The sequence below is a fragment of the Pedobacter sp. KBS0701 genome (assembly GCF_005938645.2).
Taxonomy (GTDB): domain Bacteria; phylum Bacteroidota; class Bacteroidia; order Sphingobacteriales; family Sphingobacteriaceae; genus Pedobacter.
On sequence record NZ_CP042171.1, the window covers coordinates 6,135,333 to 6,159,889 of the forward strand.

At 38.7% G+C, this 24,557-nt stretch carries 16 protein-coding genes; 14 read left to right on the top strand and 2 right to left on the bottom strand.

Going from position 1 to position 24,557, the window contains the following annotated elements:
* Positions 1-16 precede the first annotated feature (16 nt).
* Positions 17-631 carry a hypothetical protein gene (locus FFJ24_RS25080; RefSeq protein ID WP_138819829.1) on the bottom strand — a complete coding sequence of 205 codons (615 nt, stop codon included), beginning with the start codon at positions 629-631 and terminating at the stop codon, positions 17-19.
* Between the two features lie 276 nt (positions 632-907).
* Between FFJ24_RS25080 and FFJ24_RS25085 the strand changes: the two genes are divergently transcribed.
* Genes FFJ24_RS25085 through FFJ24_RS25095 form a run of 3 tightly spaced genes read left to right on the top strand, consistent with a single transcriptional unit; the run spans position 908 to position 4,451 of the window.
* The gene (locus FFJ24_RS25085) at positions 908-1,975 is read left to right on the top strand and encodes a sensor histidine kinase (protein WP_138819831.1); all 1,068 of its coding nucleotides are present in this window, start codon (positions 908-910) and stop codon (positions 1,973-1,975) included.
* Positions 1,972-2,664 carry a LytTR family DNA-binding domain-containing protein gene (locus tag FFJ24_RS25090; RefSeq protein ID WP_138819832.1) on the top strand — a complete coding sequence of 231 codons (693 nt, stop codon included), beginning with the start codon at positions 1,972-1,974 and terminating at the stop codon, positions 2,662-2,664. Before FFJ24_RS25085 ends, FFJ24_RS25090 begins: the two co-directional genes overlap by 4 nt.
* 17 nt (positions 2,665-2,681) lie before the next feature.
* A complete protein-coding gene (locus FFJ24_RS25095) occupies positions 2,682-4,451 on the top strand; it encodes a CocE/NonD family hydrolase (RefSeq protein ID WP_138819834.1) in 1,770 nt (589 codons plus the stop codon).
* A gap of 135 nt (positions 4,452-4,586) precedes the next feature.
* On the opposite strand, the gene FFJ24_RS25100 is transcribed toward FFJ24_RS25095, so the two are convergent.
* A complete protein-coding gene (locus FFJ24_RS25100; protein WP_168202551.1) occupies positions 4,587-5,375 on the bottom strand; it encodes an AraC family transcriptional regulator in 789 nt (262 codons plus the stop codon).
* A gap of 93 nt (positions 5,376-5,468) precedes the next feature.
* Between FFJ24_RS25100 and FFJ24_RS25105 the strand changes: the two genes are divergently transcribed.
* The 11 genes from FFJ24_RS25105 to FFJ24_RS25155 all read left to right on the top strand — a co-directional run bounded on the left by FFJ24_RS25105 (position 5,469) and on the right by FFJ24_RS25155 (position 24,534).
* A complete protein-coding gene (locus FFJ24_RS25105; RefSeq protein ID WP_246862694.1) occupies positions 5,469-6,527 on the top strand; it encodes an SDR family oxidoreductase in 1,059 nt (352 codons plus the stop codon).
* A 301-nt stretch (positions 6,528-6,828) separates the two neighbouring features.
* Entirely contained in the window at positions 6,829-8,364 is a 1,536-nt protein-coding gene (locus FFJ24_RS25110; protein ID WP_138820807.1) for a SulP family inorganic anion transporter, read from the top strand.
* A 681-nt stretch (positions 8,365-9,045) separates the two neighbouring features.
* Entirely contained in the window at positions 9,046-11,901 is a 2,856-nt protein-coding gene (locus tag FFJ24_RS25115; RefSeq protein ID WP_246862695.1) for a SusC/RagA family TonB-linked outer membrane protein, read from the top strand.
* Positions 11,902-11,935: 34 nt separating this feature from the next.
* Positions 11,936-13,441 (top strand): RagB/SusD family nutrient uptake outer membrane protein, encoded by a 1,506-nt coding sequence (locus FFJ24_RS25120; RefSeq protein WP_138819842.1) that lies wholly within the window; start codon positions 11,936-11,938, stop codon positions 13,439-13,441.
* Between the two features lie 11 nt (positions 13,442-13,452).
* Positions 13,453-14,562, top strand: a complete 1,110-nt coding sequence (locus FFJ24_RS25125; RefSeq protein ID WP_246862696.1) for a discoidin domain-containing protein — start codon at positions 13,453-13,455, stop codon at positions 14,560-14,562.
* Positions 14,563-14,598: 36 nt separating this feature from the next.
* Entirely contained in the window at positions 14,599-15,690 is a 1,092-nt protein-coding gene (locus FFJ24_RS25130; protein WP_138819844.1) for a DUF5007 domain-containing protein, read from the top strand.
* A 21-nt stretch (positions 15,691-15,711) separates the two neighbouring features.
* Positions 15,712-18,858 carry a SusC/RagA family TonB-linked outer membrane protein gene (locus tag FFJ24_RS25135; protein ID WP_138819846.1) on the top strand — a complete coding sequence of 1,049 codons (3,147 nt, stop codon included), beginning with the start codon at positions 15,712-15,714 and terminating at the stop codon, positions 18,856-18,858.
* Between the two features lie 11 nt (positions 18,859-18,869).
* Positions 18,870-20,390 (top strand): RagB/SusD family nutrient uptake outer membrane protein, encoded by a 1,521-nt coding sequence (locus FFJ24_RS25140; RefSeq protein WP_138819848.1) that lies wholly within the window; start codon positions 18,870-18,872, stop codon positions 20,388-20,390.
* Positions 20,391-20,406: 16 nt separating this feature from the next.
* Complete coding sequence (locus tag FFJ24_RS25145) at positions 20,407-21,147, top strand: fasciclin domain-containing protein (RefSeq protein WP_168202553.1); 741 nt, start codon at positions 20,407-20,409, stop codon at positions 21,145-21,147.
* Between the two features lie 30 nt (positions 21,148-21,177).
* A complete protein-coding gene (locus FFJ24_RS25150) occupies positions 21,178-22,800 on the top strand; it encodes a DUF5008 domain-containing protein (protein ID WP_138819852.1) in 1,623 nt (540 codons plus the stop codon).
* Between the two features lie 36 nt (positions 22,801-22,836).
* Positions 22,837-24,534: an alkaline phosphatase family protein gene (locus tag FFJ24_RS25155; RefSeq protein ID WP_168202554.1), complete on the top strand. Its 1,698-nt coding sequence runs from the start codon at positions 22,837-22,839 to the stop codon at positions 24,532-24,534.
* The last annotated feature ends 23 nt before the right edge of the window (positions 24,535-24,557 follow it).

Here is a 24,557-nt window from a genome sequence, read left to right on the forward strand (position 1 = left end):
AGGCCCATATTTTTCGCTAATCAATAAATTGTATCTGTTGTACTAAATAGGCCTTTCCAAACTTCTGCGGATCGTGAACTACTGTAGCTTTAATGGCCTTCCATTTTGGCCGTTGTCCATTTTGCCAGTTTGCACGGATTTCCTGTGCGTTCAACCAGATTTCCTCCAGCTCGTTCTGAACAGTACTGTTTGCATAAGTGAGCTGTAACTTACCTGGAATCAGATAATAGTCATTTCCAGTTTTGCTCAGTCTTATTACTGGTCCTCCAGGTATATAAGAAGTAATCAGCTGCACGGTAAAAGATTCACTTCCTTTATACTGCTCTTTGCTGATTATCTTTTCGAAAATAAAGTAGTATTCAGGCCCGTCTTGAAGGGGCACTTCATCGCGGTTGAACCTCGCTTTAATGCGGTAAGTATAACCGGGCTCCCGCTGATCAAACCCCGAAAGCGAAGCTCCGGCATCTACATTGCCGGGCAATTTTAAAAGTACATCATTATCTGCAGCATAACGAGGGCTTACCAATAATTCAACTTCCTGTCCGTTTTTTAAGTTCAGCGGACCATATCTTTCTGATTTTTTACAAGAAACAAATGCGAAAACAATAAATAGAAGGAGCAGGTTTTTCATAGAGATGTGATTTTTTAGATTAGTGTTCCTCCATAAAACGTAAAAATACAGACAGACGCTACACCAGACTGATCTTTTTGTTTCTCCCGCAGATTTAAAGATAACGCAGCGCGCACTAAAATATGTTAGTTCTTTTGCGCAATTGACTCCCGACTTCGGACTATTTCCATTCTATTATTCCAGCCTAAAAAACACTTATCCCCAAAAGCCTACGCTCGTGTACTTTGTCTTCTTTCTTAAAATTAGTTTTCGTTGCTTTGTTCAGAGCAGAAAATTTTGGTAAAGAAACCCTACATATCGCTTTATTGGAAATGCCAGCTAATTGGTTGGTCGGTAGCGGCTTTGTATTGGACATTCCAAGGTTGGTCTGCTTCAGGTAATTTTAGATTCGATCTGGCTGTTGTGCAGTTTGTTTCGGATGTGGTAATATACATTTTGATTACCCATTTATACCGTAATTTTGCAAACAAAAACCGTTGGCAGAATCTTTCACTCGAGAAACTGATCTGGCGAATGTTAATTGTTATTCCGGCGATGGGTATTTTTTATCTGCTGGTTACCATTGGTAAGTTATACCTGGTGAGGCTGTTATTTCTGAGCCATCCACCCCAGTCGTTTACCGATTTTTTTAGTGTACATGCTACTGGTATTTTCGTTGCTGGCATCCGCTTAATGGCTATATGGCTTTTGGCCTATCATCTTTACCATTACGCAAAAAGAGAAATCAGGTTATCGGTAGAAAATGCCAGACTGGAGCTTAGTTTTAAGCAATCGCAGTTGGACAATCTTTCTGCTCAGTTAAACCCCCATTTTCTATTCAATGCACTCAATAATATAAAATCTTTGGTATACACCCGCCCCGATGCTGCAGGTAGGGCAATTGATCTGTTAAGCGAACTGTTACGCAGCGGATTATATAAGGGTAGTGCCATGCTCATTAGGTTAAATGAAGAAGTAGAGCTGGTTAGAGATTACCTGGAGCTTGAAGGTTTGAGAATGGAAGAAAGATTAACTTACGATTTGGATATGGATATGGATATTTCGCTTTCCGGGTTGATGGTGCCACGTCTTTGTATTCAAACATTGGTCGAAAATGCGGTAAAACATGGAGTTGCCTTAGAAAAGCAAGGTGGAAAGATTGAAGTAATAATTAATGAACATGAAGGATTTGTTAATATCCGTGTTTTAAATCCCGGCAAATTGGAACAGGATAAAACAACTACTGGAATCGGACTTCGTAACCTGAAAGAAAGGCTCGATCTCAATTACGACCACTCTGCATCTTTCAGCCTGTATGAAATAGATCAAAAGATTTGTTCCGAAATTAAAATTCCGATCAGATGAGAAACATTAAGACGCTAATCATCGACGATGAACGTGGGGCAAGGCAGGAGCTGATGAGGATGTTAAAAAGCTATCCGCAGATTAGAGTATTGGGTGAGGCTGCGAATGCTGATGAAGCCGAACAGCTTATTGGACTTTTAAAACCCGAGCTGATTTTTCTGGATATACAGATGCCTGGTCGTTCGGGTTTCGATCTGTTAGAAAATCTGGTATATCTGCCACAGGTGATTTTTGTAACGGCTTTCGACAGTTATGCTGTGCAGGCTTTTGAAGTAAGCGCTATGGATTACCTGATGAAACCTGTACGTGATGAACGCTTTAAAAGTGCAATTGATAAAGCCATAGAAAAGATCAGTATAGATGATGGAACAGCTATTTTTGTGAAAGGAAAGGGCAAATATCATCTCATAAAGTGGAAAGACGTGCATTTGATCGAGTCGGTAGAGAATTATGCGCGACTCTTTTTCGGCAAGGAGCAGGTATTGCTCAAAACCTCCTTAAACAAACTCGAAGAAAACCCCGATTGTGAAAGGTTTTTTAGAGCCAGCAGAAGTATATTATTTAACCTCGACTACATCAGTTCAATAAGAAAAGATGATGAGGGGATGTTTGTAGAGCTTAAGACGGGAAATTTAATCAGGATATCAGAACGGAGGGCTGTTAAATTAAGGAGCCTCATTAAAACATAAACTATAATTTTTTGATCATGAAAATAAACTTAGTAAAACTGGGTGTGGCTGTGCTATGCCTCATAATGGGCATAGAAACTTTTGCACAACAAAAACTAACCTTACCCGATAGCAATAATTACATCATTAACGATAGTGTGATGATTAAAACAAAATACGGCATTAGTTTATCTGCCGTAGTGGTGAGGAAAAAAGGTGTGCAGCAGAAATTGCCAGCCGCATTGTTCTATTTTATCTACTCCAATACCAATAGAAGTTTGGTGGAAGCCAAATATGCAGCCGATCATGGTTATGTTGGTATTGTTGCCGATGCAAGAGGAAAACGGCTCAGCCCCGATATACCGGTGCCTTACGAATATGAAACCAAAGATGTAAATGCGGTTATTGATTGGATCATCCAACAATCATGGAGTAATGGTAGGGTAGGGATGTATGGTGGAAGTTATTCAGGCTTTGCGCAATGGGCAGCGGCCAAATACCTGCATCCGGCACTTAAAACCATTGTACCCTATGTAGCGGCTATTCCAGGGCTTGGCTTGCCCATGGAAAATAATGTTTTTTTAGCAGCCAATTATCAGTGGGCATTTTACATCACCAATAACAAATACACGGATGATGCTGTGAATAAAGATAATGCCCGTTGGCGCAGGATGCGGAATAACTGGTGGGAAAGTGGGGCCGCTTACAATAAGATCGACAGCATTGATGGCACACCAAATCCATTGTTGCAGAAATGGCTTAATCACCCCGATTACGATGCCTACTGGCAGTCGATGGTGCCTTATGGTAAAGATTTTAAACACATTAATATTCCAGTGCTCAGTATTACTGGTTATTACGACGATGGGCAAATTTCAGCATTAGAGTACCTCCGCGAACATTACAAGTATAATCCATCAGCCGAACATTATTTAATTATAGGCCCTTATGATCATTTTGGATCGCAGATAGGTGGAGTAGCCAGGCTGAGAGATTATGAGGTAGACTCAATAGCACTGATCAATACCCGCGAAATCACTTTCCAATGGCTTGATTATATTCTTAAGGGCGGAAAGAAACCTGCACTGTTAAAAGATAAGATCAATTATGAGGTAATGAGCGCAAGTAAGTGGAAGCATGTTTCTTCATTGGCAAAGATGGAGGATTACCACATCCGCTTTTATCTGGACAGTGCGGAAAACGGGCTGATGCTATCGGAGCAAAAGCCAGCCAAAGAAATTTTCATGCACCAGCACATTGATCTGGCCGATAGAAACGAGTTCTACAACGATTATTATCCTGATCCGATCATCAAAAAAGAAATCGACAGATCCAATGGACTGTTTTTTATCACGAAGCCATTTAATCAAGCCATTTCGGTATCAGGTGCACCAGAGGGACAGCTTAAAGCCATCATCAACAAAAAGGATATGGATGTAGGCCTGGTCCTGTATGAAGTTACTCCCTCTGGCGAATATTTCCAGCTTTCTTATTATTTAGGAAGAGCAAGCTATGCACACGACATGAGTAAAAGGAAATTACTCAGGCCTGGCAAATTAGAAACCATACCTTTTTATAGGTCGAGGGTTTTTAGTAAGCAGCTTCAAAAAGGTAGCAGGTTACTTTTGGTGCTCAATATTAATAAAAATCCTTTTGCGCAGATCAATTATGGAACGGGTAAGGATGTGAGTAAAGAAACTGTAAAAGATGCAGGTACTCCACTCAAAATTAAATGGTCTACACAGAGTTTTATTGAGTTAGGTTTGTCGGTTGATGCAAAATTTTATTTAGATAAATACAACCGCTAATTGATCAGGATATGCATTTAGCGGGCCTGGATTTACAATTCGTTTATAAATATTCATTTGTCCGCAGATTTAGAATATGAGCTCAGAATCAACTCCATCACCCATCTTACATTTTCCATGCTTTTGCTCCGGGCTTCAGACTTTTCGCAACAGTTTACTCACGTGGCTTTCATCAACAAGGCCAAATTCTACGGCAATTTGTTTCAATCCAAATCTTCCGCTTTCTATTCGCTGTTGAATTAAATGCTGACGATAATTGTGGATATACTGGCGTAAGGTTATCCCTGTATTTCTTTTAAAATATGGTCCTATATAGTCTTCTGAAAGATTAAAATGTGTTGCCATTACATTCGCCTTTAAATTTTTAGGCTGGTAAATATATTTGTGCAGGTAACAGAAAATGGCTTGAATGTCTTTTGATCGTTGTGCGCTGCTTTTAATTTCGGGCATATTGCGTTGCATAATAGTGGAAAGCATTAAGATCTGTGTCCAGATTAAAGCTTCATTTTGCAACATGTTTATGTTGAGTGACAGGATGAGCGCAATGATTTTTTCAACAATCAGATGATCGTTTTCCGTAAAGTTAAAACTTAGAAAATGCGTTTCCCGGCTTTTGATCAGGTATTCTAAGTACTGTAAGCCTGTTGAACCAATCTCTTTTTGATGGATGTATATATCAGTAAACTTGATGTAAATGAAATGTGTTTTTTCATCAATTTCAAAACGATGGTCATCATCCGGACCAATTAAGAAGAGATTCCCTCCTTTGTAAACAATTGGGATTTCGTTAATGATATGATGGCCAGATCCATTTTTAATGTATATGAGTTCGTAATGATTGTGCCGGTGTACAGGGTGCTGCCATTTGCTTACTTCAAATTCTGAAATAACAATTGGTTGAAATTGGACGTATCGCTTCATCATAGATTTATACAAATCTATCATACTATTTTACAAAAACATAGCTTTAGTTTGTCAGGATCTTTGCTTTACATGAATCAATTTAAATCAAAAGAGATGAATAACAGTAAAACAGCATTAGTTGTGGGTTCAAATGGCGTAATTGGCAGTAATTTAATCAGCCATTTAGAAAATCTTGGCGATTGGGATATTATCGGTTTATCGCGTCGGGGTGGGCTCGATACGGATAAAACCAGGTACATTTCTGTAAACCTGCTCGACCCAGAGGACAGTAAGAAACAATTGAGCCCTTTAACTATGGTAACACATATTTTTTATGCCGCTTATCAAGATAAACCTACATGGGTGGAGCTGGTTGCGCCTAATTTGGCGATGCTTGTAAACGTGGTTAATGCCATTGAAGGTATTGCAAAAGACTTACAGCACATCAGTTTAATGCAAGGCTATAAAGTATACGGGGCGCATTACGGTCCTTTTAAAACACCGGCAAAAGAAAGCGACGGTGGACACATGCCTCCGGAATTTAATGTAAATCAGCAACAGTTTCTTGAGGCACAGCAAAAAGGTAAAAAATGGAATTGGTCTTCTCTTCGGCCATCTGTAGTTGCAGGTACTGCATTGGGAAATCCGATGAATTTGGTTTCTGTAATTGCAGTTTATGCATCCATATCGAAAGAACTGGGTTTGCCTTTGCGTTTCCCTGGCAAATTAGGGGCTTATGATAAGCTTTTAGATATTACAGACGCTGGATTATTGGCAAAAGCAACGGTATGGGCGGCTACAAGCCCGGCATGTGCCAATCAAGCTTTTAATATAACCAATGGTGATTTGGTCCGCTGGAATGATCTTTGGCCTAAAATCGCAGCATATTTTAAAATGGATGCTGCACCTCCACTTCAAATGCCTTTGCAAACCGTAATGGCCGATAAATCGGCTTTATGGACACAGATGCAAGAAAAACATAACCTAGCCAAACATAGTTATGAAGACGTATCTTCATGGGCCTTTGGCGACTTTGTTTTTTCCTGGGATTACGATTTTTTCTCGGATGGTACCAAAGCAAGGCGATTGGGCTTCCACGAGTACGTTGATACTAAAAAAATGTTTTTTAATCTGTTTGACGAACTTAAACGTAAAAAAGTTATCCCGAATTAGTTTTCTTGCCTGGAGTTAATATTGACCAGGATTTGCAATTCGTTTTTAATTATTTATTCCGCAGATCCAGAAGATAAATGCAGAATCAATTCCAACATCCAACTTACGTTCCCATCATTAAGCACTAAGGTATGTTTCTTTTGCACGATAGGCCCGGCCCCCCGACTTCGGATTAGATCCATCTTACATTCATTACCTACTAGATATTGTGATGCTTTTGACATGAATTGCAATTTGAAGAATCTATATAGAACTAATGTTCTCATAATTTAGATATTTGCAGCTACTAATAATTTTAATGATGAAGCCTTACCTGCAACTATTCGATTTTTCAAAGAAAATAAATTACAGAACTGAAATTCTTGCAGGTTTAACGGTGGCCATGACCATGATCCCCGAATCGTTATCATTTGCTATCCTTGCGGGTTTTCCTCCCTTAACAGGTTTGTACGCTGCTTTTATTATGGGCCTGGTTACGGCTGTTTTAGGTGGCAGGCCAGGCTTGGTTTCGGGTGGGGCAGGTGCAACAGTAATTGTGCTTATCGCTTTAATGAAAACACAGGGTATAGAGTATGTTTTTGCGGCAGTGGCTTTAGCAGGCGTAATCCAGATTATAGCAGGGCTGTTTAAACTTGGGAAATTTGTCAGGCTGGTTCCGCAGCCCGTAATGTTCGGTTTTGTTAACGGCTTGGCGGTTATTATATTTATGTCGCAGTTAGAACAGTTCAAAACCCTTGTTAACGGCAGAGTAGAATGGTTGAGTGGTGTGCCTTTATATATCATGTTGGCTTTGGTATTACTCACTGTTGCAATAGTGATCATTCTCCCTAAAATAACCAAAGCCATTCCATCCTCACTGGTGGCTATTATTGTGGTTTTTCTTGTTGTCTTATGTTTTAGGATTGATACCAAACTGGTTAAAGATATTGCTTCAGTAAATGGTGGTTTTCCGCCCTTTCATATTCCGAAAGTTCCGCTTAATCTGGATATGCTCAAGATCATTTTTCCCTATTCACTCATTATGGCTGGTGTGGGCTTAACAGAGGGCCTGCTTACGTTGAACCTGGTTGATGAAATTACAGAAACTAAAGGCAATGGGAACAGGGAAAGTATTGCACAAGGAATTGCCAATATTACAAACGGCTTTTTTACGGGGATGGGTGGCTGTCCGATGATTGCCCAAACACTGGTTAACCTCTCGGCAGGTGCCAGGGCCAGGTTATCAGGTATTGTTGCGGCCTTAACTATACTCGTTATCATCTTGATAGGTGCTCCGGTGATCGATCGTGTACCTATGGCCGCGCTGGTTGGTGTAATGATGATGGTAGCCATTGGCACTTTTGAATGGATGAGCTTTAAAGTGATTAATAAAATGCCTGTGCATGATATTATCATTGGCATCCTGGTGGCTGTTATCACCATTTGGCTGCATAACCTGGCACTTGCGGTATTAATAGGTGTAATTATTTCAGCACTTGTTTTCGCCTGGGAGAGTTCTAAAAGAATACGTGCCAGTAAACATATCGATGCCAATGGTGTGAAAACTTACGAAATATTCGGGCCCCTGTTTTTTGGATCAATTGCTAGTTTTAATGAACTGTTTGATGTGGCACACGATCCGCAGCATATCATTATTGATTTTAAGCACAGCCGTGTTTTTGATATGTCGGGCATTGATGCGCTGAATAAACTAACCGAACGTTATCGTTTAGTGGATAAGAAACTTCAATTAAAACATCTGAGTAACGACTGTAAGCGCTTGCTGAAAAATGCTGATCAGATTATCGCAGTAAACATTATGGAAGATCCTACCTATCGGATAGCTACTGAAAGATAAATTAAGTTAACCTTTCTTTTACAATACACTTGCAGTTAACTGATTTTAAGGGATAATTGGGTAGTAGCTATTCAGAACTAAACTATTGCCGGCAATTTAATGGTAATACATACTCTGCATATTAATTTTTACTAAAACGTTTAAGCATTTTAAAAAATTGTAACCTAAAATTGTTCTGATTATTGTAATTATTTGTAAAAAATATCCTTATCTACTGTTTTATAGGATGTTAATTTTTCAAATTATTTTAATAATATTTATTTTTTACCTGTCTGCTTGACAATTATTTTAATAGAATTAAATATTATTGCGCTGTTTTATAAAAATTTCATAAAAATGACAATTCGTTATTAAAACGTTTTAGTATATTATATATTTGAGTTAACCAAATACTAAATTTTATGAGAATCCCTAACTATTACTACCAAAGTACCTGTTCTTTTAACCTAAGACGTGTCTTGCCGTTTCCGAAAAAATAAGTTCTAGAAATCATTTTTTTACCAATTAAAAGATCCATTAACTATGCGATACTTATGGGCGTGCCTTGTTTTTTTTGCCGCGTTTACGTTAAACGTTTTACCCGTTTTTTCTGCGGGCAAAAAAAATCATAAAGGCCTAACAATTAATTATTTGATCCTTCAGGATACGACGAAAATTAAGATCGTATCAACTAAAGATTCTTTGCGAAAAGATAGTCTTGAACAGATCAGGAAAAAAACACTTTACAACAAATTGTCTGGTGGTGTACAAAAAGACACCAGAGATTTATCGCTCTTCCCTGCAATTTCATTACAGCAAAATTTAAAGGGCAATTTTGCTGGTCTGTATATTCAGGAACCCTCAGGCGAACCAGGTTCTATTCAGAACATGTTTATTAGGGGAGCTGCAATGCCGCTATTATCTAAAAAGGATTTGTACGATGCTCAACCTCTGGTGGTTCTAGATGGAATCCCGTTGGTACGGGAGCATCCTTTCGCTTTTGATATACAGCAATTCGATTTTAACAGAATCGGTCCTGCAACTAATTTATTGACTGGTATTGATATGAATAATATTGCATCGGTAGAAGTGCTTAAAGATTTAGGTTCCACTTCTGTTTACGGCCCAAGAGGTGTTAACGGGGTAATTGTTTTAACCTCAAAAACAGCAGTTGGTAAATACCGCGCGATATCTTTCAATTCGTATATCGGTATGGTGCAAAAACCATTTGTAAATACCATCAATGGTAAATATGAAAATGATTTCAGACAGCGCTTTTATGATGTATATACCACAAATGGCAGATATTCTGATGATGAAGAGTATCCGGTATATTTAAGCGATTCGCTAAATAATGTGTACAGTGGAAAATCAGACTGGACAGATCTATACTATAAAAATGCACTGGTATATGGTATTAATTTCTCACTTGCCGGCGGTACGGACAGGGCGAACTTTAGGTTTGCATTGGGTAATACCAAAAGTGAAGGTGTAGCAGATCAAACGGGTATCGACCGTTATAGCGCCACTTTCAATATCAATATGAAGCCAACCAAATGGTTGTTGTTTTCGACTATGATTAATGCGAACCGCTTAAACCGCGACAGAAATAAAACCTTGCGCGACCGGTTTGCACAACTTAATTATTTTCCTGATTTAAGTGCGCCTCTGCCTCCAAATAAAGATTTCTATGGTTCATACCTGCAAGAATATAAGAAAGGTTTTGATGATAACAAAACAAACTCTATTCAGGGTTATGCCAAATTAGAAGGAATTTTTGGTCAGTTTAAGGTGGTATCATCTTTTAATGCTGATTACAGTGAGGGGTATAGAGATGTTTTTTATGCCAGAACGCTTTTGCAGGGAAACAGTTATGCATCCAATTATTATGGCTTTAGCCAGAGATTAATGATGGATAACAAAGTAACTTACGATTTAAACCTGGATAAGGTTCACGATTTTCATTTTGCCTTAGGGCAATCCATGCAATGGGATATTTATAAATACAGTAACGCCTACGCTTATAAAGGTGTTAATGATTATATTAAAATCAATTTGCTGGACTCTAAACCTAAAAATGACGATGGTAAGGATAACCCAGGTTATTTAACACCAGTTGCCTTTCCAAGAGAATTAACTTATCGGTTTTTAGATAAAACGGAAGATAACTTATTGTCTTTCTATGGAAAAGCTGATTACTCATTTAGCGATAAATACTTCTTATCAGCCGTATTACGTTTAGATGGCTCTTCAAACGCACAACCAACAAGCCGTTGGTTTTATTCGCCAACTATTTCTGCCGCCTGGAATATCAAAAATGAATTTTTGAAAGATAACAGCTTGGTTGATGATTTGGTATTGCGTGCAAGTGCTGGTAGAATGGGGCGTACCTTTAGTTACGATAATTATACGCAGGGTCCACAATATACAGCTTCAGTTGGTTATACTGGTAACTTAACAGTACCTGGATATAATGCATTCGGTGTTTTAACACGTCCTTATCAATTTGGTTGGGTAGGTTATGGTGTGCCTTGGTCGTACTCAGATCAACTTAATGTTGGTGCTGATGTGGCGATGTTGAAAAACCGTCTTCACGTTTCTGTTGACCTTTACAGCAAAACCGACAAAAATCAATTAATTGGCATCCCTGCTTATGCCGAATATGGTTATAAACAATCTATCGAAAGCGGAATGTCTGTTAACAACACGGGTATCGATTTCACCGTGAGTGCTCAAATCATCGCAAAAAGTAAATTCTCATGGAATTCGGCCTTAAACTTTAATCACAATGCTAACGAATTGAAAGCATTGCCAAGAGGACTGGATCAGTTGGTAGTAGGTAACAGATTTTTAAAAGTTGGCCAGCCCGTAGATCAATATTGGTTATTGGAGAATAATGGTATTTACACTGCAGATGCTGATGTGCCAGCGGTTAACGGACAAAAATTAAAATATAAGGGGATTGTTTTAAAGGCCGGCGATCCACGTTGGAAAGATCAAAATGGAGATAATACTATTGATGATAACGATAAAGTATTAAAAGGTCATTCATTACCGACCCTTGCAGGTGGTTTCGATAACAATTTTAGATATGGCAATTGGAGTCTGGCTACAAGTTTCTACTTTAATTTAGGCAGAAAGCTAATCAACCAGGAGATGGCTAACCATTTTGATTTTGTTAACCGCGAAGGTAATACCGATATCAGTTCTGTTAAAGAAATTACCTTCTGGGAGAAACGTGGCGATTACTCAAAATATCCGCTTTACAATCCCTGGAGTACGGTAATCCCATACCGTGCAGATCAGGATCTCTTTTTAGAGAATGCTTCATTCTTAAAATTAAGACAGGTTTCATTGGGTTACGAACTGGGTAATCTGCTTAGTAAGAAGAACATCAAAATCAACAAATTCTTCGTATACGGTGCCGTGAGTAATATTTTCACCATCACGCCTTACACCGGTCAGGATCCCGAGCTAGTTAGCTACGATGGCGTGGATACAGGTTATGGCCAACCCATTCCGAGAACATATACACTGGGTGTTAAAATGGAGCTATAAGATGAAAACAAGAACTAACAAAACATCAGGTAAGATGAAAAATATATTATACATACTTCTGGTTTCTATAATTGCCTTTTCGAGCTGTAATAAAGCTTTAGAAACCGATTCTACCAGGGTTGTAGGCGAAAAAAATGCCTGGAATACAGTAGAGGATGCCCGGTCGGGAATTTTGGGGGTTTATGCTTTAACACGGGCTGCCTTATCAGATAATAACGGTCACTGGATTTATGGTGATGTAAGAACCGGAGAGTTTTTAAGTCCGAAAAGACAGGATTTAAAGGCTGTAATCGGCAATAATTTAAACGCAGCATATCCTGTGATGGAGGCGTTATCTGATTGGACAAGGTTTTACGCCATTGTAAACGGTGCTAATGTTTTCTTAGAAAATATTGGGCATGTAAAAGAAACAGATAAACGATACACAAGCAATAACATGACAGTGGATATTGCGCAAGCCAGGTTTTTAAGGGCTTTTGCCTATTTCTACATGGTGAGAATCTGGGGTGATGTACCATTTATTACCTCATCAGACGAAGGTAAATTTACGAATAAACCCCGCGAAAGCCAGGCCAGGATTTTAGCATGGGCCGAGCAGGAAATGCTAAAAGCAGCAGCTGATCTGCCATTTATTTATAGCGGTGGCGATGTGCAGCAGCCAACTGATTATTATAATGAAACTTCAGGAAGATGGGGCGGTGCTTTGGCTACAAAAGTTACGGTATACGCGGTTCTAGCGCATTTGGCAGCCTGGAATGGCGATTATACCAGCGTTTCTAAATATGCCAAATTTGTGGAAGATAATTACGGAAAAAGTGCCGGAGGTTTTACAGGAAGTGCTGACTTATCAAATTCCAACGGGTTTTTCTATAATAAAAACACCAGGCAGATGTTCGGTTTTAACTCCGATTATGGCCACGTGGATGGTTCATCTACCGGGCATATTGAAGAGTTAACTTTAGCTGAACCGGTTATGACTAAGTCAGTTCCGGATATTTATCTTCCGAAAGATTCGATTCTAAAATATTTCAATATTGCAAAAGATCAAAGGTTTGCGGTTGATACTTTAGGGCAAGCAAAATACGATGGAAGATATTTTACCAACATAAACGGTAAGTATCCCATTTTCAGCAAAATCAAAGTAATTCAGGGTGGCGGAACAGATCCAAACTTCAGGTACTTTACCAGTGCTTTGGTTTTTACCCGCTTAGAAGATATCGTATTGTTAAGAGCAGAAGCGCTTTCAGTTTTGGGCGACCAACAGGGCGCTTTAAATGAACTGCTTTCTGTGATGGTGAGAAGATATGATGACGGATTTTCTGTAAATATAGATGACATCATTAAATTAATTTTCGAAGAGCGTCACCGCGAATTGTTGGGTGAAGGCTCAAGGTGGTATGATTTGATCCGTTACAACAAGATCAAACAGAACGACGCCAAATTTATGAACCTCATTAATTCTGGTGGCATTTACTGGCCAATATCAAGAAAGCTGATTGCTCAAAATAGTTTATTAACCCAAAATGCTTACTGGCGCTAATGATAACGGATATGAAAAATTCAATTAAATACACAGGCGCACTGGCAATCTTATCATTGCTTACGCTCATCAATTCGGCCTGCAAAAAGAATGGAGGATTTTACGATGCACCAGACCAGAATGTAACTTTTGCCGGCAATACTTACGATTATTTGAAAAGCAAACCAGGCGTTTTCGATTCGCTTATTGTAGCGATTGACAGGATGGGTTTGAAAAAAACATTAACCGATAGTAATGTTACGTTATTTGCAGTAAGCAATCCAAGCTTCCAACTGGCTTTACGTAACTTAAATACGTTAAGAAAACTATCTGATAAAGACCCACTTTTTTTGGCCAATATTGATGCTGTTCAGTTGGATACGATGACCTCGTACTATATTATCAGAGGTAAGAAAACAACCGATTCATTAAAACTTCAGGATGGTTTAGACTTGAAAAGTGTACATATTGGTTACCCGATGCATGCGAGTGTAACCAAAATATCGGCTTCTGGTCAGGTTGGTGCCGGACCTGAGGTTATTAATTTTGATAATACCAAAAAAAGCAAATTCGTTCGCAACTGGGCAACCAGTACAACATCATCAAATAACATTAAAACCAAAAACGGTGTCGTACATGTTATCAGTGCCGATCACGTATTTGGCTTCAATGAGTTCGTTACCCGGTTAACTTTTGTACCACCACCACCAAACCTTTATCTCGAAATTGGCGGTATATTTTCATCAAACCGCGAAAATGGCGGCGGTATAACCAGTGGAGAAAATTCGAGAAAAGTAATTGATGGGGATGATCACACTAAATTCCTGGCCGATTTACAAGGCGAATTATGGATGAGATTTGAACTTAAAACACCTGCGGTTTCGTCCGTATATACTTTAACATCTGCAAATGATGCCAACGAAAGAGATCCAAAAGCATGGACTTATGAAGGCTCGATGGATGGTTCAAACTGGGTAGAATTGGACAGAAGATCTAATTTCTTCTTTGAAGAAAGATACCAGCAAAAAGTATTTAGGTGTACAAATACGGTTGCCTACAAATTTTACCGCATTGTGATTACCGAACTCAGAAACAGTGGAACCTTCCAGTTGGCTGAGTTTACCATAAACAAAACGAAATAAGTGATGCGAAATAGAAACACTAAAATAAATAGCCCGATGAAATCGATCATATATAAATATTTTGCGCTCCTTTTGCTTGCTGTAACCGTTTGCAGTAGCTGTAAAAAGATTTTCGATTTACCCGATGAGAAAGATTATATCAGTAACAATGTAAATTTTAGCAATAAAATTCTGGAGCCAATAATCGGAAGGACCAATCTTATCGGTGGCTTTAACAGCGATAACTCGACCAATCCCATCACTTTCGAAATTGTAAACGTTAGGTTTGGGGATGGAAAGCCGGTGAACGATCTTTTTACAACGGCGCCAACTTACGTATGGACGGCCCCTTATACGGGTTTGGAAAAAAGCCTGGCTGAAATTGAGGCAAAAAGAAAAATCGAAACACATCCGATATTCGAAATACGTTCATCAGGTGAATTTATCTTGTGGCCATCAGCAACCAACCAGCTATTGAAACCCCGTCCGACTGATAGTACCAACTTTGCTCAGGATACACGCTTTTTTGATGTAAAGGTTAAAAACACCGGTGGCGAGCGCCTGATCAGAGATTTTCAGATCAGACCTTTCAGAGAACGCCCTTACGAACCATCGAATGATTTTAATGCTTATACAGGTTTGCCTGCCCCTGATCCAAAATTTCCGTTAGACAAAAAACTGAGGGATTACATCCGTCCTTATCTGAATAATGTGATCGGTGCTACTTCTAATTTAAACTTAGTGAGCAACAATGATAAGAAGGATGCCATTGTTTACATCCGTCCATTAACATCAGGAGGTAATGGCCATTCACTACGTATTGTGGTTTTGGGTAAAGATTCTTTACCGATCGATCCTAAGTTCTTCAATGAAACAGTTTGGGATAAAATGATCCATGGTTTCAATATCCAGAAAACCGATCAATATGTTCAGTATGATGTTGCTTATCCAATTCCATTGGTAGAAATCCCTACATCTTATGCTAAAGGCGGATCAAGGGCAAAAGCAGAGTTGAGTTACTCCAGGATTGGTTTTGGAGGGGCACGTACAGTGGCCAGTTTCGGTGTCGATTTCGCTATTTATAAGGCTGGCGACTGGGAAATCGTCTTTTATTTCAAAAACGAGAACCCAAAATTTGCTAACGAATAGTTGATCAATAAAGCTAATATTATGAAAAGAAATATACTTTTATATACATTACTTATTGTATGTATAATCTGTTGTACGAATGCCTATTCGCAAGAAAAAAATATTATTGTAAATGGCAGGGTTCTGGATAAAGATACCAAACAGGGGGTGCCAGGCGTATCTGTTGTTTTGCAAAGCACAAATAAAGGCTTAACGCAAACAAACGGTGATGGAAAGTTTTCGGTTAACGTGCCTGTTGGAGGAACACTTTTATTTAAATTTTTAGGGTACAATACCTCATCGGTTAAAATTACCAATCAAACCAATATCACAGTAACCATTAGCGAGGATCGTAAAGATCTGAATGATGTGATTATTGTAGCTTACCAAAACAGACCAAAAGAAACAACTGCCGGATCGGTAACGGTGCTTAGCGGTAAGGATGTATCCGATATCCCGGTATCAAATATTGAAACCCTTTTACAGGGTAAGGTGCCAGGGTTAAATATCCAGAACAATACCGGTGCCCCTGGTTTTAGGGGATCGGTACAGCTTCGTGGTTTATCAAGTTTAAGTATTTCGGGTAGTGGTAACGATTCATTTTTACAACCTACATCGCCATTATACATTATCGATGGTGTGCCATTAGATGCAGATAAGGCAGCAGAGTTTGGTTTTCAAACGCAAGGCCCCGGGGTGAGTCCACTTTCGCTAATCCCTCAGGAGGATATCGAAAACATCCAGATCCTGAAAGATGCGCAGGCCACTTCCATGTATGGATCAAGAGGTGCTTATGGGGTAATCATCATCACCACAAAAAGAGGTAATTCTAAAGTGCCGCGTATTAAATATGTATCGAACTTTTTCGTTAATGCTCCGCCTAAATTACGCGAAACATTAGGCGGTAATTCAGAACGCCAATTAAAAATTCAGCAAATTATTTTAAACGCTGAGACCATTAATCAGATCAGGGGAATTAGCAATACACCTTTTCTTGCCGATAGTTTAAATGCGTATTATAATAACTCTACCGATTGGCAGGATGTATTTTATCAAACCACCTTTAACCAAAGTCATAACCTGGCTTTAGATGGCGGTGACCAAAAATTTAATTACAAAGCTAATATGGGCTATTATGCGGAAAAAGGTGTAATTAAAAATACGGGTTATAACCGTTACAATTTAAACATGAACATGGAGTTTAAGCCGAATGATAAATTCAGGTTTTTCGGTTTCGTTAATGGCTCTGTAGGTAAACAGAATAAAGGTAACGGTGCAGGTTTGCTTCAATCGGGTGTAGCTGAAAACGGCCAGGCATCAACACTTTTGCCACCTCCGTCTTTTTATCAGGCATCTGGCGGGGTATTATCTGCTTTGCAAACGCTAAACGATAACAATTCCAGAAATTTAAGAGCAAATATAGATGCCCGTTACGAATTTATACCAGGTTTCGCAGCATCTTCTACCTTAAGTTATGATTATACCTCAGATACTGAAACTACATTTACACCAGCCGCAGCCAACGGATCATTTGCCAAGCTTTATGATTATAATGGCCGAAATTTCCAGCTATACAATAGAAATGCAATTACCTACGCTAAAACATTAGGTGAAAAGCACAATTTCTTTATCAATACATTTAACGAAATTTATAAACAGGGCTCCCAATCATCAATAAGCCGGCAGGAAAGAATTCCAAACGATCAGCTCCAGGGGCCAGTCGGCTTCGATGGTTATTACTCAAGAGGTGGCGGAGTTTTAAGTAGTTATAAAAATGCTACAATTGCCTCTTTCGCAGGATCGCTATCTTACGATTATGATAAAAAATATGTTGCTGAATTCTCTTACCGTTTAGATGGTACCTCATCAAGTGGTTTGGAAAATCCATATTCTAAAAACTCTTCAATAGGTTTAAGATGGAATTTCAACAAAGAAAACTGGTTAACAGATCAAAAATGGTTAGACTATGGTAGTTTAAGATTAACCTGGGGCCAGAATATTGTGCCAACAGGTAATCTGCAAAGTATTTATGGTATTTATAACCTTAATGGAAATTACAACAATACGCAAACCATTGGTATCAATTACGATTTAATTCCAAATCCGGCTTTAAAGCCAACCACTACAAGTCAGTATAACCTTGGTTTTGACATTGGTTTCCTGAACAGATTCTCGATTGTTGTGGATAGTTATTTTAAAAAAGTAGATAATTTACTGTTCGATCGTATTTTATCAAATACTACAGGTTTTAATAAACTATCAAGTAACGATTTGGGTATAGCCAATTATGGTACCGAGATCAGCTTAAATGTAAAAGCCATTACCAGCAAGGATTTCGATTTATCTTTCTCAATAAACGGTGCTTACAACCGCGATGTGCTGTTAAAATTGCCTGAAGAGTATAACGGGCAGTATATCCGCTTCGATGATTCCGGTTACCTGCAACATAATGTTTTCCGTGTAGGCAGAAATACCCTGTCAAACTATTTAAGAATTAACCAGGGGGTTTACAAAACAGACGCAGATGTACCTGTAGATCCGGTTACCGGAAAAAGATACCAAACAAACAATACCTTCTTTTACGGGGGAGATCCGATCTTAAAAGATGTAAATGGCGATTATATTCTGGACAGCAGAGATTACGAAATTACCGGAAACTCACAGCCATTGTTAACAGGTGGTTTATCATTCACCATGAGGTATAAAAGATGGGGACTAAATATGTATGCCAGTTACACTGCCGACAGAACAATCTTAAATAATGCCCTTGCCGATCGTATTGCCATCATGAGAGATCCTTATGCATTAAATGCAGTAGTACCTTTAGGTGATTTGAATATCTGGCAGAAACCAGGCGATGTGGCTAAATATCCATATCCTTATGATTTTAGCCGTTACGGAAATATCCAACCATTAAGAGCTGACCAAACCTTATGGCAGGAAAGTGGTACGTATTTGAAAATTAACAACTTAACTCTTTCCTATATGTTCGATAAGAAGTTGATCAGCAGATTCGGACTGGCTAATTTAAGGATATTTGGTTCCACTAATAACTTAATTACATTTTCTAAGTATAGTGGCCCTAATCCGGAAAACGTAACTGCATTAGGTCGCGATATTTCTAACGGTTATCCTGTGCCACGTACCTATAACATTGGTTTAAATTTAGAACTTAATACAGGCAACTAAAAATATTGATTATGAAAAAAGTTATTATTTACACTTTGGTTATTGCAGCATCTTTTTGCTTGCCTTCATGTAAAAAGTTTTTAAACGTACAGCCTTTAGATAAACTAACAGGGAACAACTTTTTCCAGACTAAAGAAGACGTTGTTGCCAATATTTATGATTTGTCGAGGATTGTTTTTAGCAAAATAAATGAAACGCATTATGTTGGTGCGGTTGGCGAATACAGATCAGGCGAAGTATTACACGAAAGCCAGTCTGACAATGCCGCTTCCCGTGAATATGTGGAGTATTTAGGTCGAAATGATCTGTTAAACCTGATTAGGAGAGGGCAGCCCTGGGACTATTATAATTTTGATAGAATAACAGACTGGACCGGTTATTACAGGGCAATTCAAGGTGCCAATATCCTGATTGCGAAATTAGATGAGGGTGTTCCGGGTGTTTCTGAAACAGAAAAAGGACAGTTTAAGGCTGAAGCCGCCTTTATTCGCTCACTTTGTTACTTTACCATGGTACGGTTATTTGGCGATGTAGTGTATTATACTGATGCATTTCATTCTACATCCTTACCCCGCGAAAATTTTGTATCCGTATTAAATAAATGTATTGCCGATTTAAGTAGTTATAAAAATCAAATTCCATTTACCTACAGCGATCCTGCTTTAAAAGGCGTTCGGGCAAGTAGAGGTAGCATCATTGCCTTAATGATGGAGATGAATATGTGGAACGCAGGCTTTGACGGCGCTAACGCAAGAAAATATTATCAGGCTACAGCAGATCTGGGTAAAGAATTGGTTGCAAGTAATGCCTATCGGTTATTACCAATTTCAGACTGGTCTACAGTAATTAAGGGCCGCTCAGATGAAAGTTTATTCGAATTTTATCAAAGTATAAATTATGGAGATGCCGTACTGAATGTTGCACCAATTGCCGACATGTTTTTGCATTACCCATACAAAAGACCTGAATATACACACCGCGTAAGTTTTGCTTATTACAGGGGCGAATATATGCAGAAACTTTTTCAGGATGGAGGCGACAAAAGGATCACAACCTGGTTTAATGAAGATATTTTTGCCGACAATGGTAAGTTCATGTTATTAAAATATGCCAAGAACTCTTTTATTGTTGGTGAGGAAGATGCCAATCCGGATAATACCTTTATGATTTTCAGGTATGGTGGAGAACTCCTGCTGGCGGCAGAAGCGCTTGCAAATATAGATGAAGATGCCGAAGCCATAAAACTGGTAAATATGGTAAGGGGCCGCGCCGGCGCATCTCCATATACGTCTTCAAATGGAGATCTTAAGGAATTTATCTTTTACGAACGTTCAAGGGAGCTTATTGGCGAAGGTCATCACTATTTTGATTTAGTTAGAACGAAGAGAATTTTAAATAGTCAATATTCTTACAACGTACTTACATCCGATAAATTTAGTCGTGGTGCCTGGACCTGGCCGATAAACCCGGGTGCGCTAAACAACAACCCATTCATGAAACTGAATGATTATTGGGTTAATGGTGGTAATTAATTATAATAAAAAAGATATGAAAAAGCTAATTTTTGCTTGTGCTGCTTTACTGCTGATATTAAATGCTTGTAAGCGTGATGAATATTATCGTGATGGAGGCCTGGCCAATCCTGACTTTAATGGTAACATGCTTCAATATTTACAGGCTAAAAAAGTACCTTTTGATACCATAGCCAAAATTGTAAAACTGGCGGGTTTAGAAAGTACCTTTTCAAATGAGGACTTTACTTTTTTTGCGCCTGATGATGAGGTAATTAAAAAAACAATCGGGACAATTAGAACTGATGGATTAAATAACCTACTTTTTTACGCAGGAAAAGATACCGTTAAAACGCTGGATCAGATTAGTCCGGTAATCTGGAGGAGATATCTGCAACGTTATATGTTTAAGGGTGTGAATAGGTTAAAGGATTATCAGCAAATCGATTTTGATGTTAAGAGTGTTTATCCGGGCGGTTTGTATTATTCTCTTAGTGGTAATATCTCAAATATTGGAGTAACCTATGCTACCGCGAACAATATCAAATATATCGGGTACCGCCAATTAAACTTAACTTATATCCCCGATGCTTCAAAACCTAATGATAATTGGTACATCAACAAGGTGGCATCATCTGATATAAAACCTACCAATGGCGTTGTACACACTTTGGCCTATAATGACATAAGAGGCGGCGCTTATTTTGGCTTTAACGAGAGTGATTTTTTTAGTGATGTATATTTTAGCGGTTTAGCTCCTTCTGATCCCTCAAAATAAGTCATAACTGGTTTTACCTCAAGAAATTAAATGATGAAAAAAATTAAATTTATATTCACAATAATCACTTTGATTGCTTTCAGCTTTCAAGGATGTAAAAAGGCAGATGATGTAATCCCTGACCCTTATGCTGATGCTAAATCGCCATTAGGCGTGGCCATTTCGCAAACTGATGTCCCAGTTCCTGCTGTTGGGATTGTAGGTACATCTGTAGTCATCAAAGCTTCGGGCTTTGATAAATATAAAGATCGATTAACCTTTATGTTTAACGGCGAAAAGGCCGAGGTAATTAGCGTTACGGCCACAGAAATTACCGTTAAAGTTCCGGAAAGCGGAAGTACGGGCGTAACATCAATCGCTATTGGCGATCAGTTATTTATTGGGCCAACTTTTACCGTAACCGGGCTCATGCAGATTGATCCTACTTTTAAAGCTATAGCAGGTACCAACGGTTATGTAAGTCAGGTATACGAAATGCTTGATGGAAGGAATATCGTAGTTGGTAATTTTACCAATTTTGATAATAAAGGAGGTGTGGTTCCCATTAACCGGATCGCAAGAACATCATTAGATGGAGAATACGATCGTACTTTCCGTACAGGGCGGGGAGCTAACGGGACTTTAGCCAGGATTGTAGAAATTGGTGGGCGTTTTATTGTAGCAGGTGGTTTTACCGGATTTAACCAGCGTACAGAAAATATCAGCAACATTACCAGTTTGTTCACCAGCGGAGCAATAGACACCATAAAAATTCAAACCAAAAGAAAGCCAACAGTCACTGATACCGTTACGCAGAAATGGTTTCCGAGGTTTAACGGCGGTACAAATGGTTTTATTAACCGTGTATACGCACACCAGGGAAAAATTTTAGCAACCGGCGATTTCAGGTATTATGTAAAAAGAACTTACGATAAGTTTAATTACGATTTATCGAGGGATACGGTCATATTGGACAGTACAGAAATCCGCCAGATTTTGCGCTTTAATTTAGATGGTAGTCTTGATAAAACATTCCGTTTCAACACCGCTACCAATAAAGGAAAAGAAAGTGCAAACGGACCTGTGGATACTTACATGCATACTGAGGCAGAGAAGCTGGAAAAACTGGTTGTGTTTGGTAATTTTACCACTTTCGATGGTCAGCAAGCTAACCGCATTGTGAGGTTAAATGCTGATGGAAGTATCGATCCTACTTTTACATCAGGTACAGGCGCCGATAATGCCATATATTCTTGTACTTATAATGTAACAACAAAAAAATATGTGATTACCGGAAGTTTTACCCGTTATAATGGTAAAGCAGTAGTAGGTGTTGCGGTTTTAAACGATAATGGAACTTTAGATGAATCATTCGCATCGCTCTCCTTCGAAGGTGGGCAAGCTAATTTTGCCAAACAGCTTAATAATGGGTTAATTGTAGTAAGCGGGTATTTTATTAAATACAATGGCATCACCAGAAATGGGTTTATGGTTTTAACACCAACAGGAACATTGGCAAAAGGATACAATTCTACAGGTCCTTTTAATGGTAGCCTATCCGATGTGATCGAAACGAAATCGGCAGATGGTAAAAAAGCACTATTGCTAATAGGTAGCTTTAGTCGTTTTGATAATTTACCATTATACAACATTATTAGGGTAACTATCGAATAACAGATTAAGCTAACCAGAATATAAATTAAGATGAGTATGATGAAAAAATATAAATTATTGATTGGCTTAATCGCAACAATAATTACCACGGCCATATTTTCTTGTAATAAAGAATTCGAAAGAACTATTGGAGATAAGAATGCCAGTGATACCACAACTGTTAAATACGGAAACCGTAAGGTACTTTATTTAGTTGTCGATGGAGCCAGGGGGCAATCGGTTTTAGATGCAAATACACCAAATATTGATGCTATTTTACCGCACGCTATCTACACATGGGTAGGGTTAAGTGATCCTGAAGCAACTGCAAGTGCAACCAATTGGGCAAACATGTTAACCGGGGTTAAAAAAGAGAAGCATAAGGTTACCACCGATGCATTAACGAATAACAATCTGCAGAATTACCCAATTATCTTCAACAGGATTAAAGAGGCAAGTGCAAAATCGAAAATCGTTACCTATACCTCATCAGCGGTTTTTAAATCGTTAAATACAGGAGCTGACGTGACTAGCCTGTTGGCAGATGATGATGCTGTTAAAGCCGGATTGATCAGCAATTTAACAAGTGATACTGCAACGGTTATTGTAGGCCATTTTACGGGGGTTAATGCGGCAGGTGCTGCATCAGGATATGATGTTTCTTTTCCAGCTTATAAAGCAGCTATCGAAAAATTCGATACTTCCGTAGGTGAAATCCTCGCGGCACTAAAAAAACGTCCTGATTATAACAATGAGCAATGGCTGGTGGTTATTGCATCAAGTGCAGGCGGGCAATATACCTTACCCTCAAATGCCGATGACCAAACTATTTTTAGCCAGCCAAAAGTAAATTCGTTTGTAATTTATTATGCACCAACCTACAACAAACGAATTTTAACAAAGCCATTTACGGGTAACAGGTATTTAGGCAAAACAATCCGTTTTAAAGGGGAAGATGTGAGGGCACAGGTTGATGCTGCTGACGCAAACGTTTACAATATAGATGACACTACAAAAGTGACCATTGAACTTAAGGTTAAAAAGAACGAAGACAAATTCTTCTGGCCAAGTGTTTTAGGTAAACGTAATGAGTGGTCTGGTGGCCATCCGAGTGTAGGCTGGGTTATTTATTTAGAAGAAGACTATTGGTATTTTGAGTGGCGGGGCACCAAAGATGGAGATTACCACCAATGTAGGGGTGGGAGTTTTGCCAAGGGGAAATGGACAAATTTAACGGCAAAAATAGAGGTACGTAATGGACAAAGGTTTGTTCGTACCTATACCAATGGTAGCTTTAATAATGAGCTCGAAATTACAGGTTCAGGTTCATTGGCAAATTCTAATCCTTTAAAACTGGGATTTTTAAACGGAAACGGACACGGAGTACCAGATGTATATGTAAGTGATATCCGCTTTTTTAAATTTTCTGTTCCGGACGGAATGATCGGCAACTATGCCTGTCAAACTTCAATAGACCAAAGTCATCCATACTTTAATTTTCTGGTAGGGTATTGGCCCGCAACAGATGGTAATGGTGATATCATGGCAGATTTAAGTTCTCAGGCACATGATTTTAAATTTCAGGGAAACTATGCCTGGGAGAGTTTTAACGATTTAATCTGCCCTCCGGCACCAGAAACACTGGCCATATTTGTTCCTCAAACATCAGATATACCTGCACAGATTATAAATTGGTTAAAGATTGCCAATAAACAAATATGGGGGCTTGATGGCCGGGTTTGGTTAGATCAATAACAGATTTGCTGATTATTTAAAAT

Bases quoted from the DNA above. Each gene is read 5' to 3' on its own strand.
- FFJ24_RS25090 (WP_138819832.1), top strand. From the start codon at position 1,972: ATGAGAAACATTAAGACGCTAATCATCGACGATGAACGTGGGGCAAGG.
- FFJ24_RS25110 (WP_138820807.1), top strand. From the start codon at position 6,829: ATGAAGCCTTACCTGCAACTATTCGATTTTTCAAAGAAAATAAATTAC.
- FFJ24_RS25130 (WP_138819844.1), top strand. From the start codon at position 14,599: ATGAAATCGATCATATATAAATATTTTGCGCTCCTTTTGCTTGCTGTA.
- FFJ24_RS25105 (WP_246862694.1), top strand. From the start codon at position 5,469: ATGAATAACAGTAAAACAGCATTAGTTGTGGGTTCAAATGGCGTAATT.
- FFJ24_RS25120 (WP_138819842.1), top strand. From the start codon at position 11,936: ATGAAAAATATATTATACATACTTCTGGTTTCTATAATTGCCTTTTCG.
- FFJ24_RS25150 (WP_138819852.1), top strand. From the start codon at position 21,178: ATGATGAAAAAAATTAAATTTATATTCACAATAATCACTTTGATTGCT.
- FFJ24_RS25145 (WP_168202553.1), top strand. From the start codon at position 20,407: ATGAAAAAGCTAATTTTTGCTTGTGCTGCTTTACTGCTGATATTAAAT.
- FFJ24_RS25100 (WP_168202551.1), bottom strand. From the start codon at position 5,375: ATGATGAAGCGATACGTCCAATTTCAACCAATTGTTATTTCAGAATTT.
- FFJ24_RS25140 (WP_138819848.1), top strand. From the start codon at position 18,870: ATGAAAAAAGTTATTATTTACACTTTGGTTATTGCAGCATCTTTTTGC.
- FFJ24_RS25155 (WP_168202554.1), top strand. From the start codon at position 22,837: ATGATGAAAAAATATAAATTATTGATTGGCTTAATCGCAACAATAATT.
- FFJ24_RS25125 (WP_246862696.1), top strand. From the start codon at position 13,453: ATGAAAAATTCAATTAAATACACAGGCGCACTGGCAATCTTATCATTG.
- FFJ24_RS25135 (WP_138819846.1), top strand. From the start codon at position 15,712: ATGAAAAGAAATATACTTTTATATACATTACTTATTGTATGTATAATC.
- FFJ24_RS25095 (WP_138819834.1), top strand. From the start codon at position 2,682: ATGAAAATAAACTTAGTAAAACTGGGTGTGGCTGTGCTATGCCTCATA.
- FFJ24_RS25080 (WP_138819829.1), bottom strand. From the start codon at position 631: ATGAAAAACCTGCTCCTTCTATTTATTGTTTTCGCATTTGTTTCTTGT.